General features: G+C 52.4%; 8 protein-coding genes and 1 other RNA gene. All 9 read right to left on the bottom strand.

Features of this window, described 5'->3' with window-relative positions; genetic code table 11:
- Positions 1 to 182 precede the first annotated feature (182 nt).
- The 9 genes from ssrS to recJ all read right to left on the bottom strand — a co-directional run bounded on the left by ssrS (position 183) and on the right by recJ (position 11,331).
- Positions 183 to 365, bottom strand: a non-coding RNA gene (gene ssrS, locus QZQ29_RS07235) — 6S RNA.
- A 53-nt stretch (positions 366 to 418) separates the two neighbouring features.
- The gene (gene aspS, locus QZQ29_RS07230) at positions 419 to 2,227 is read right to left on the bottom strand and encodes an aspartate--tRNA ligase (RefSeq protein WP_296961807.1); all 1,809 of its coding nucleotides are present in this window, start codon (positions 2,225 to 2,227) and stop codon (positions 419 to 421) included.
- Positions 2,228 to 2,273: 46 nt separating this feature from the next.
- The gene (gene hisS / locus QZQ29_RS07225; protein ID WP_296961804.1) at positions 2,274 to 3,536 is read right to left on the bottom strand and encodes a histidine--tRNA ligase; all 1,263 of its coding nucleotides are present in this window, start codon (positions 3,534 to 3,536) and stop codon (positions 2,274 to 2,276) included.
- Between the two features lie 760 nt (positions 3,537 to 4,296).
- The gene (locus QZQ29_RS07220) at positions 4,297 to 4,764 is read right to left on the bottom strand and encodes a Fur family transcriptional regulator (RefSeq protein ID WP_296961801.1); all 468 of its coding nucleotides are present in this window, start codon (positions 4,762 to 4,764) and stop codon (positions 4,297 to 4,299) included.
- Positions 4,765 to 4,774: 10 nt separating this feature from the next.
- A complete protein-coding gene (locus QZQ29_RS07215) occupies positions 4,775 to 5,827 on the bottom strand; it encodes an AI-2E family transporter (RefSeq protein ID WP_296961798.1) in 1,053 nt (350 codons plus the stop codon).
- Positions 5,824 to 6,468, bottom strand: a complete 645-nt coding sequence (locus tag QZQ29_RS07210) for an MBL fold metallo-hydrolase (protein WP_296961796.1) — start codon at positions 6,466 to 6,468, stop codon at positions 5,824 to 5,826. The genes QZQ29_RS07215 and QZQ29_RS07210 overlap by 4 nt, the downstream gene beginning before the upstream one ends.
- A 12-nt stretch (positions 6,469 to 6,480) precedes the next feature.
- Positions 6,481 to 6,930 (bottom strand): D-aminoacyl-tRNA deacylase, encoded by a 450-nt coding sequence (dtd, locus tag QZQ29_RS07205; RefSeq protein ID WP_296961794.1) that lies wholly within the window; start codon positions 6,928 to 6,930, stop codon positions 6,481 to 6,483.
- A 2-nt stretch (positions 6,931 to 6,932) separates the two neighbouring features.
- On the bottom strand, positions 6,933 to 9,098 hold the full coding sequence (locus QZQ29_RS07200) for a bifunctional (p)ppGpp synthetase/guanosine-3',5'-bis(diphosphate) 3'-pyrophosphohydrolase (protein ID WP_296961810.1): 2,166 nt from the start codon (positions 9,096 to 9,098) through the stop codon (positions 6,933 to 6,935).
- 223 nt (positions 9,099 to 9,321) lie between these two features.
- Entirely contained in the window at positions 9,322 to 11,331 is a 2,010-nt protein-coding gene (recJ, locus tag QZQ29_RS07195) for a single-stranded-DNA-specific exonuclease RecJ (RefSeq protein ID WP_296961792.1), read from the bottom strand.
- Between the last annotated feature and the right edge of the window lie 368 nt (positions 11,332 to 11,699).

Below are 11,699 nucleotides of genomic sequence, written 5' to 3'. Positions count from 1 at the left end.
CGTGTCCATACGGGCGCCCACCACAACCCTCGGCTCCATGGGGCCGTCAAACCTGAGAACCCTCAGCGCCGCAGGCGCTGTCAATCTTAAGAACCTTTTCCCCTCTGAACCCCCACACCGAAATCATGCCCCTCAAATCCCATCAAAAAAGCCGCCAAGAAAAACTTGACGGCTTGATTGTTTACAGCCCCACCATGTCGTTTATTGCCGTATTTTGAGTCTGCATAATTGCAGGTGGGTGTTCTTGAGACAAGGTTTCTTGAACAGTCCCCATACGGGGCATTGACTCACCTCATCAGCGCTGAACTCCCGTTATAAAGGTGTTGGTTCAAAATAAGAAGGCACGACGTGCACAGCAGGGTTTCTTTACAGATAGTGTAGCAAAAATCCCATCATTTTACAAGACTATGACAAAGATTTATGCCTTTTCAAAGAGATCTTTTTCCTTTTTGATATCTACTTTGATATGAAGTTCCTTGAGCTGCTTGTCTGCCACCGTGGACGGAGCCTGGGTGAGCGGGTCGATGGCGCTCTGGGTCTTCGGGAAGGCGATGACATCGCGGATGGAGTCCAGGTGGAGCATGAGCATGACGAGGCGGTCAAGGCCCAGGGCAATGCCGGCATGGGGCGGAGCACCGTACTTGAATGCATCCAGCAGGAAGCCGAATTTCTGCTCTGCTTCTTCCTGGGAAATGCCGATGGCTTTGAATACCTTTTCCTGCAGGTCTTCCTGGTAGATACGGAGGGAGCCGCCGCCGGCTTCTACGCCGTTCAGAACCATATCATAGGCCTTGGCATAAACCTTGGAGGGGTCGGTCAGGAGGTACTGCACATCTTCATCCCGCGGAGCGGTGAATGGATGGTGTTCAGCCACATAGCGGTGTTCTTCCTCGCTGTATTCGAACATGGGGAAATCGGTAACCCAGCGGAAGCAGAATTCATTGGGGTCGATGAGGTTCATGCGGCGGGCCATTTCAAGGCGCAGTTCGCCCAGAGCCTGAGCCACCACCTTCGGCTTGTCGGCGATGATGAGGACGAGATCGCCCTTTTCAGCTTCGCAGGCTTTGCCGATTTCACGGATTTTGTCTTCGCCCAGGAATTTGGTAATCTGGCATTTCAGGCTGCCGTCTTCATTGAAACCGATCCAGGCAAGGCCTTTGGCGCCGTAGTGGCCTACGTAGTCGACGAGGCCGTCCAGTTCACGGCGCGGAATAGCTGCGTCGCCTTTGACGTTGATGGCTTTCACTACGCCGCCGTTGTCAAGAACGGAACGGAATACCTTAAAGCCCGTGTCACGGAGAAGGTCAGAAATATTATAGAAGTGCATGTCGAAACGGAGATCCGGTTTATCGGAGCCGTAGAGGTTCATGGCATCGTCCCATTTGATTCTCTTGAATGGGATTTCAATATCTCTGTTCAGAACCTTCTTGAAGACCCTCTGCATCATGTGTTCCATGAGGTCAAGAATGAAATCCTGGTCTTCAAAGGACAGTTCCATATCCAGCTGGGTGAATTCAGGCTGGCGGTCGGCACGGAGGTCTTCATCGCGGAAGCAGCGGGCTACCTGGAAGTATCTTTCCAGACCGGAAACCATGAGGAGCTGTTTGAAAAGCTGCGGGGACTGGGGAAGAGCGTAGAATTTGCCCGGGTTTACACGGCTCGGTACCAGGTAGTCTCTGGCGCCTTCCGGGGTGCTCTTGGTGAGCATGGGGGTTTCGATTTCAAGGAAATCGTGTTCATCCAGGAATGTTCTCATTTCATGGACAATCTTATGTCTCATGATGAGATGATTCTGCATTTCCGGACGTCTCAGGTCGATATAACGATATTTCAGGCGAACATTTTCATCTACGTCAATGCCGTCTTCCACATAGAATGGCGGAGTCTTTGCCTTGTTCAGGACGCGGAGTTCGGAAACCACCACTTCCACCTTGCCGGTCTTCATCTTCGGGTTTACGGTGTCAGCGCTTCTTTCACGGACCTTGCCTTTTACGGCCAGCACATATTCGCTTCTTACGCCTTCAGCCTTGTGGAAAGCTTCTTCACCGTACTGGGGGCTTAATACCAGCTGTACAATACCGCTTCTGTCGCGGAGGTCGATGAAAATCAGGCCGCCGTGGTCGCGGCGGGTATTCACCCACCCTGCCAGTGTCAGTTCCTTACCAACGTCGTTTTCCGTTACCTTACCGCATCCGCAGGATCTTCTCATCCCTGCCATTGTTTCCATATTAGAGCACCTCTTTAAAATAATGTATTTATAAAAGAATCAACTCTTATGAGTGATGTTCTTCCTTTGAAATATAACCGGCCACTTCTGCAAAGGGAATGTCCTTCTGGGTTCCGTCAGCCATGTTCTTCACAGCGGCTGCGCCCTTTTCCAGTTCATTGCTGCCGATGATGACGGTGAACTGGGAATCCAGTTTACCGGCCTGCTTCATCTGCCCCTTGAGGCTTCTTCCCTGCAGGTCCATGTCCGTCAAAACACCCAGGCCCCGGAGTTCTTCCTGGATTTTAAAACCTTCAGCCACAGCGTCTTCTCCAAGGGCTGCAATGTACACCCGCTTCTGCGCTTTCGGCGCAGGAATGAGGTTCTGCATTTCCAGAGCCAGGAGAAGTCTTTCCAAACCGATGGCAAAGCCAATGCCCGGTGTGGAGGGACCGCCGATTTCTTCTACCAGTCCGTCATACCGGCCGCCGCCGCATACGGCGCTCTGGGCGCCAAGGGGCGGATACTGGATTTCAAAGGCCGTATTGGTGTAGTAATCAAGGCCGCGCACCAGACGGGGATCTACGGTGTAGGAAATGCCAAGTGCATCCAAGTAATGCTTCACAGCTTCAAATTTCTTGTGGCAGTCATCACAGAGATAGTCCGTAATTTCCGGAGCGCCGATGGAAGCCTTTTTGCATCCCTCTTCCTTGCAGTCCAGGATACGGAGAGGATTCTTATAGAGCCTTTCCCTGCAGTCATCGCAGAGCTGGTCCTTCTTTCCTTCAAAGAATTCAATCAGCTTCTGCCGGTAAGCAGGACGGCAGTTCTTATCGCCGATGGAATTCAGGTGGAGATCCAGGTCCTTCAGTCCCAGTCTGTGGAAAATTTCACAGGCCATGGCAATGACCTCCGCATCAGCCAGAGGAGAAGAAGCGCCCAGCACTTCCAAACCAAACTGATGGAATTCCCGGTACCTTCCGGCCTGGGGACGGTCATAACGGAACATGGATCCGATGTAGAACATCTTATGTACCTGCTGGTCGCCGTACATTTTGTGTTCCAGATAAGCACGGACAGCGGAGGCCGTATTTTCCGGACGGAGCGTGACGGAGCGGTTCCCCCTGTCAGTAAATGTATACATTTCCTTCGTTACCACGTCGGTGGTATCGCCGATACCGCGCTGGAAAAGCTCGGTGGCTTCAATTATAGGAGTCCTGATTTCCTTGTATCCATACCGGGCGCATACATCCCGGATGACTCCTTCCATATAATCCCACTTGTACACTTCTTCAGGCAGAATATCATGGGTTCCTTTTAATGCCTGCATAATGACACCTCTTTATTTTTGCAGACTTTCCTGCAAAGGCATTCTTCCGGAAAGGTCTTTCCTCTTTCCGGTTACATTAACAAACTAAATTGTACCATCTTACAGGGGTTGTTGGCAAATTGAAATTAAACGGGCCTTTGGGCCCAAGGGTTCAAAGGGTTCATAAGGTTCAAAGGGGAAGGTATCGCCGCTTCGCGGCAGTTTTTGAAAAAGGGCCGCGCCTGACGGCGCAGGTTGGGCCCGCCTCACGGCGGCAGGTTGAGAAGAATGGTTGTGTTCGCTGGCGCTCAAGGGGAAGGTGGCGGCTTCGCCGCAGTTTTAAGCCTCCTTCCTCAGGAAGGAGCCTGACGTTACGGGATTGACTTCCTGTATCATATGGCATGATAAACATTCTGCTGATTGGCTCACTGCGTTCGCCACCCCCTATCCCGCTTCGCGGGACTCCCGCCCTATTCAGGGGGGAGAATAAACCGCTCTACGCTTACCCATGGTATGATGTGGCACAGTGCTGAGCACCCATAGTGCCCCCTCGAAGAGGGGGAAAGGTGGTGGCGCCAGCCACCAAAGGGGGCGCTTTTCTCGCCCGCAGGGCGATTTGCCTGTTCTCCCACGGGTGAAGCCCCATTTTAAAGTTTTTTATATTGGCGGCGGAGCCGCCCACCACAACCCTCATGGCCGCAGGCCATGTCAAACCTGAGAACCCTCGGGGGGCGAAAGCCCCGTTAAACCTAAGAACCCTTACGCCCGTAAGGGCGCTTCCTCACAGATTCTGGTTCTTCTTTGCACAGTCCTTGCAGTAGCCGTAGAATTTGAGCTGGTAGTCCACGATATCAAAACCGTTTTCTTTTTTGATTTTTTCCTTGACCTCATTAAGGAAGTCGTAGGAGAATTCCGTCACCTTGCCGCAGCCAAGGCAGATGAGATGATGGTGGGAGTGGGACAGGTTATGGTCGTTTAATTCATAGCGGCTCCTGCCGTCGCCGAAGTCCAGTTTTTTCAAGAGTTCCAGATGGGTGAAGAGTTCCAGGGAACGGTACACTGTGGCCAGACCGATATCGGGGTTTTCATCCCGCACCATTTCATACACGTCTTCGGCGCTCATATGGTTTTCCTTGCTGTCCAGGAAGGCCTGCAGGATGATCTGGCGCTGGGTGGTGAATTTGTATTTATGCTCCCTGATTTTCTTTTTCAGGGTGTTCATAATGGTTGATTTCTTCATGTTACGCATAATCCCTCCATTATCTTACTTTTTTATATCTGTCATAAAACCACATGTGCTTCAAAAGAATCTGCAGCACCGCCACCAGGGGGACTGCAATCATCATGCCCAGAACGCCGAAAATTTTGCCGCCGATGAGGACGCCGGCAATGATAGCCACGGGGTGCACGTTAATAATACTCCCCATGAGCTTTGGCATGACGAAGTGGCCGTCCACCTGCTGCACGATGACATAGAATACGATGACCTGCAGCATGACGGCCGTCCCCTGGAGAAGACCCAGGAGTACCGGCGGGATGGCGCCGATAATCGGCCCGATTAACGGAATCATTTCCACAATGCCCGCTAAAAGGCCGATGACCAGGGGATAAGGAATATGGAGGGACCACATGCCTATGAATACCACCACTGCCATAAGGGTGGAAAGAAGAAGCTGGCCCCGGATGTAGGCATTCAGGACGAAATGGATTTCCTTAAAGAGTTCTTCCAGATGGTTATGGAAACGGTCCGGGAAAATATGGATGAATGCGTTTACGAAATAGCCGCCCCTTTTCATCATGTAGAAGGTGATGAAGGGAACCACGATGAGTTCCACCACCGTGCTGGCAAAGCTGAAAATGGCAGACAGGCTGAAGGAAGCAATACGCAGGGTATATTCTCCGATGTCCTGCAGGATGCGGGCCAGAAGGGATTTCGCTTCCGGCGGCATGAGGGAAAGCTGGTACTGCTTTTCCAGCTCCGGAATGGCCTGCTGCACTGCGGCCAGCATGCCCGGTACGCTTTTGATGAATTCCTGGAATTCAGAAATGAAAGGTACAAAAATGTGGACGCCGATGAGGTAAATCACCGCAATGAAAAGGGCAAAGGAAAAAAGGATGGCAAAGTCGTAGGGAAACTTCTTCCATCCCATTTTCTGTGCCTGTCCATACACCGCATGGGCCACGGGGTTCAAAAGGGTGGTGATAATAAGAGACACAACGAAGGGAAAGAGCACCGACGGCGCCGCAATAATGATGGCCGTAAAACCTGCCGCAATGGCCACCCGCAGCCAGAATTCAACGCCCCATTTCATAGGATGCCTCCGGTGAGGAAGGGATTTGTCCTCTTTTCCTGTCCGATGGTGGTCTGTTCACCGTGTCCGGAAAGGACCACCGTGCTGTCCGGCAGGGCAAAAAGGTTCTTCCTGATACTGCCGGTGAGTTCTTTCATACTGCCGCCGGGGAAATCGGTGCGGCCGATGGAGCCCTGAAAAAGGGAGTCTCCCGTAAATACGATGCCTTCCTTCTTCAGATAGAAGGAAATCCCGCCGGGTGTATGGCCGGACGTGTCGATGACCTGGAATGTATAACCCGAGGTTTCGATTTCATCGCCGTCCTTCACCCACACATCGGCGTCGTCCACCAGGGTGGGCGTAGGAAACATGTAGGAAAGGTTCCTCTCCGGGTCCCGAAGGAAGGGTCTGTCCCTTTTATCCATGTACATCCTGGCCTCCGGAAAGGCTTTCCTAAGCTCGTTCATACCGGCCATATGGTCCACATGGGCGTGGGTAAGGAAAATGGAGGTAAGGTGGATTTTCTTTTCTTCAATGGCCTTGATATATTGCTCCGGTGAAAAAGAAGGATCCACCACCAGACCTTCCATGGTTTCCTCATTGTACAGGATATATGTATTTGTCATAAAAGGTCCAAGGACCATGTACATAATCTTCATCATATAACCCCGGTTTCAAAAATTCTTTTCACTGTCAAGAAGAATGGTGACGGGCCCGTCATTTTCCAAAGCCACCTTCATATAGGTGCGGAAAACGCCGGTGCCCACGGTGAGGCCTTCGCTTTCGCACTTTTCCACCACTTTGCGGTAGAGTGCATCCGCCCTGTCCGGCGCTTCGGCCTCGGTAAAGCTGGGCCGCCTGCCATGGCGGGCATCGCCGTAGAGGGTAAACTGGGAAACGATGGAAAGTTCCCCTTTGATATCCAGAAGGGACAGGTTCAATTTTCCCGCTTCGTCTTCAAAAATGCGAAGGTGCAGGATTTTATCGGCGATATAGTCTGCGTCCCTTTCGGTATCTCCCTTTTTCACGCCAAGAAGGACGGAAAGGCCCTTCCCGATGGAGGAAACTTCTTTCCCCTCCGAATCCACTCTGCACCAGTTACAGCGCTGTACAACTGCTCTCATACTTATTCTCCCTGAACGGAATGCATGCGTCTCACTGAATGGACGCCCTTGATTCTTCTGATTTTCGTCATAATATAATCCAGCTGCTGCAGGTCCTTGATCTGGATGCCCAGATGCATGACTGCCATGCCGTTGTTTTCTACTTTTACATTGGCCTTGGAAACGGAAAGTTTCATTTCCGTCAGCGCCGCCAGGATATCCGCCATGAGGCCGGTCCTGTCATAGCTGATAACCTCGATGGTCACCAGGAACATGCTGCTTGTCTGCTCTTCCCAGGATACGTCAATCATACGGTCCTTGTCAGGGAAATTGATGGCATTGGGACAGTCCGCCCGATGCACCGACACGCCGCGGCCGCGGGTGACAAATCCGACGATATCATCGCCGGGCACGGGGTTGCAGCACTTGGACAGGTGCACCACCAGTCCTTCTTCCCCCTTCACCAGCACGCCGCTGTTGGAGCGGGTCTTCACGTTCCGCATTTTCAGATTTTCCAAGGCTTTGGCGGTCTTCTGGGCCACGGGCTTCTCCTCATTCAGCTCCCGCTTGTAAAGCTCCGTGAGCTTCAGGATGACGCTCTTCACCGCCACGCCGCCAAATCCTACGGACGCCAGCATGTCTTCGGTGCTCATATTGTTGAAGGTCCTGGCCACCTGGGCAAGGCGGTCTTTAGCAATGAGCTTCTTCCACTCATAGCCCAGCCGGTCCGCTTCCTCGATCAGGGCCTCCTGACCTCTGGAAATATTTTCGCTGCGGTTCTCTTTCTTGAACCAGCTTCTGATTTTCGCCTTGGAGTCGGCGGCGCCCACCATATTAATCCAGTCGTAGCTGGGCTTTCCTGTTTTGGAAGTAATAATGGAAACGATATCACCGTTTTTCAGCTTCGTATCCAGAGGAACGATTTTATTATTTACCTTGGCTCCCACACAGCGATTGCCTACCTCCGTATGGATACGGTAGGCAAAGTCAATAGGAATGGAACCCTTCGGCAGGTTGATGACATCCCCCTTTGGTGTGAAGACAAAGACTTCATCGGAGAATACATCCAGCTTCAATGCGTTCATAAATTCCTTGGGATTGCTTGTATCCTGCCATTCCAGAATACGGCGGAGCCAGCTGATTTTCGCGTCGAAATCCTTGGAACCCGCCTGCTTTCCTTCCTTGTACCGCCAGTGGGCCGCCACGCCGTATTCGGAAATGTGGTGCATTTCCCAGGTGCGGATCTGGATTTCTACCGGCTGCCCCTTCGTACCGATGACGGTGGTATGGAGGGACTGGTACATATTGGGTTTCGGCACAGCAATGTAATCCTTGAAACGGTTGGGCAGCGGCTTCCACAGGGAGTGGGCAATGCCCAGCACCGCATAGCACTGGGGAATGGTATCCACAATGACACGCACCGCATAGAGGTCGTAAATCTGGGACAAATCTTTATTATCCCTTTTCATTTTTTTGTAAATGCTGTAGAAATGCTTAGGCCTGCCGGTGATAGTAGCTTTAATGCCTGCTTCTTCGATGTGGTCGTGGAGCACCCGCATGGTATCATTGACGATTTCCTCCCGGGCCTTCCTTTTCTGCTTCATCTGCCGCACCAGGTCATAGTATTCCTCCGGGTGCAGGTAATGGAAACAGAGATCCTCCAGTTCCCACTTAATGTTGTAAATCCCCAAACGGTGAGCCAGGGGCGCATAGATTTCAATGGTTTCCTTGGCAATGCGCTGCTGCTTTTCCCTGCGGAATACACCAAGGGTACGCATATTGTGGAGGCGGTCCGCCAGCTTGATGACAACCACCCGGATATCCTTGGCCATGGCCAGGAACATTTTACGGAAATTTTCCAGCTGCTGATCTTCCTTGTCCTTGTAGTGGAACTGGGAGAGTTTTGTCACCCCGTCCACCAGGAAAGCCACCTCTTCGCCAAACATCATCTTAATATCTTCCAGCGTATATTCCGTATCCTCCACCACATCGTGGAGGAGGGCGGCCATAATGCCCTGGGGATCCATTTCCAGCTCCGCCAGAATGTAGGCCACCGCCAGGGGATGGATAATATAGGGCTCACCGGTGGCCCGGACCTGGGCCGCATGGGCCTTGCTGGCCAGCTCATAGGCCTCCTGGATAGCCTCCAGACTCTTTTCATCCTTGATATAGGTCTTCACCTTATCCATGAGGCGCTTGTATTCTTCTTCCTTCTCGCCGCCCCAGTCCTTCTTCTGCTTCTGCCTTTCCACATACTCTTCCTGGTGGATCAGGAATTCAGCCAGCGTGGAAGCGGATGCATCGGTATGGATAGTTTCCTCATTCAGGTTCTGGTTAAATACGCCGGCCAGATTGGTGGTTTTCGGAAGGGCCGGTTCCTCTTCCTGTATATTTTCCTTTTTATCCGTGATTTCATTCATTTCGTCCACCTCCCCGGGTCATGTGTTTTCTATAAATAGAAGAAGTTAAAAGATCAAGTTTGCGGCTCACCATCCGCTTCTGGTAGAAATCCTCGCCGTTCCGACTGAACCGGGACAGGATTTCCAGCTCCTCGAACACCGCCAGAGCCATGCCCATCTTCACCGGTTCAAAGCCATATTTCTTTCTCATCAGGTAATGAACCTCCCTCACCGGCTTGGCCATGCTGCGGAGAATCACCATGAGCTTCCGGTATACATCGGCCAGGTAATCCCGGGTGAGGAGACAGACCTCTTCCTGCCGGATGTCCTTGCCGATGAGCTGCACATGCTCGCCGTACCATTCATGCACCTCCGGTTCGAAAACCAGGTCCACCACATCCCCTGCCTGGCAGGGACTCTCCTCCCCGACGCCCCAGAAAATGGCATCCACCAGGCCCTCTTTTCCGGAGAGCTGGCATTTGAAATGCCGTCCGTCAGCGCCCATGTGCCGGGCTGTTTCCACAAAGGCATGGTTCATAGCAAAGAGGGGCTTCGGATTGTCAGCGCCGCAGGGTTCCAGAAGGTCAAGGGAATGGATGAAATCGAGGCCCACATCTTCCATAGTGAGTTCCTCCTCCACATCCAGCACCGGAATGCAGTCCTCCTCTGTCAAAACCGACGCAGCGTACTCATTCATGCGCCGCCGGAACTCCGGTATCTTCTCCTCGGCAATGGAAAAACCCGCTGCCATTTTATGGCCGCCAAACTGAAGCAGAATGTCCGACTGGGCGGAAAGGGCTTCGTAAATATTAAAAGCAGGAATGCTCCGGCAGGACCCCTTCCCTACGCCATCCCTTACGGTAAGCACAAATACCGGCCGATGGCAGGACTCCAGAATACGGGACGCCACGATGCCAATAACACCGGGATGCCAGTCCTTTCCATCCACCACCAGGGCCATGTCCTTTTCTATGCCAAGCTCCGCCATGCGGCTCTTTGCCTGCTCGAAAATGTCCCGCTCAATCTGCTGTCTGGTGGTGTTGATTTCACAAAGCTTCTGCGCCAGCCTTTCCGCTTCTTCCGAAGACTCCGTGGTCATGAGCCGAACCCCCTCGGAGGCATGGGCAATGCGGCCTGCCGCATTAAGCCTCGGCGCCAGTCCGAAAGACACCTGGTCCGCCCGCTTGATAGAAGTGGTATCATCGTGGACAATGCCGGAAGCCTTGAGAAGCGCCGCCAGCCCCTTGATGGGCGTATGGATGAACCGCTTCATTCCCTCCTTCACAAGAATCCGGTTTTCTCCGGTAAGGGACACCACATCGGCAATGGTACCAAGAGCCGCCAGTTCCACCGTATCGTCATAATCCCTGCCAAACCGCTTCAGATACAGCCCCCGGCAGAGAGTATAAGCCACGCCGCATCCTGCCAGCTCCTTATAGGGATAGGGGCAGTCTTTTTGATGGGGATTTAAAACCGCCACGCAGGAAGGAAGCACCTCCGGTGGCGTATGATGGTCGGTGACGATAATATCCAGCCCCTTCGGCGCTTCGCTGATAAGGGCGGCGGAACTGATGCCGCAGTCCACCGTAATCAAAAGGCTGTATCCTTCATCCGCCAGATGCTGCACTGCCTCCCGGTTCAATCCGTACCCTTCCTTTTCCCTCTGGGGAATGTAGTACCCCTTATCAGCCCCAAGAGAAGAAAGGCAGCGCATCATAATGGAAGTAGAGGTGATTCCATCCACATCATAGTCCCCATAGACCACGATTTTTTCATGATTATCTATGGCCTGCAGAATGCGATCCACCGCCTCCTTCATGCCTTTCATAAGAAAAGGATCCGACAGATTCTCCAGATTATCATAAAGGAAATGGGACAGCTTCTCTTCACTGTCAATGCCCCGGTGCAGAAGAATCCGCGAGAGCTCCCTTGGAATGCCATGGGAAGCGAAAAAAGAAGGAATCTCCTCCCTTTCCCTATGGATTTTGATATGCCATTTATAGTTCTGCTTGTCTCTATTCATAAAAAATCCTCAATTCTCATACCTATTTTCCTGTCTATTTTATCACCTTTTATTCCTATTCTCAATGACTACCGCATATTATCATTCTCAATAAAAAGTCAGGATTGGAGACTGGGGGGGCTGGAGACTGGAGACTGGGATTGGGGATTGGCTCCCCGCCTCTTTACTCTTGCGGCCACAGCCCTTGGCACAAAGGACCGGAAGGCCCGATGGATGCCATAAGCCCCTCTGCCGCGCAGCGGCAGGCCCCTTCGGGAATACAGGAAAGCACCGCCCCTCCCTGTCTCCATAAAAAAAAGAAACCCACCAGCATAGCTGGTGGTTCTTCTTATGCGGCCCAAAGGGCCTATCCTAACCGCGGCGCGTAA

The sequence above is a fragment of the uncultured Dialister sp. genome (assembly GCF_900538805.1).
GTDB lineage: Bacteria > Bacillota > Negativicutes > Veillonellales > Dialisteraceae > Dialister.
Note: the sequence above shows the minus strand (reverse complement) of the source record. Positions and strands in the feature narration are given on the sequence as shown.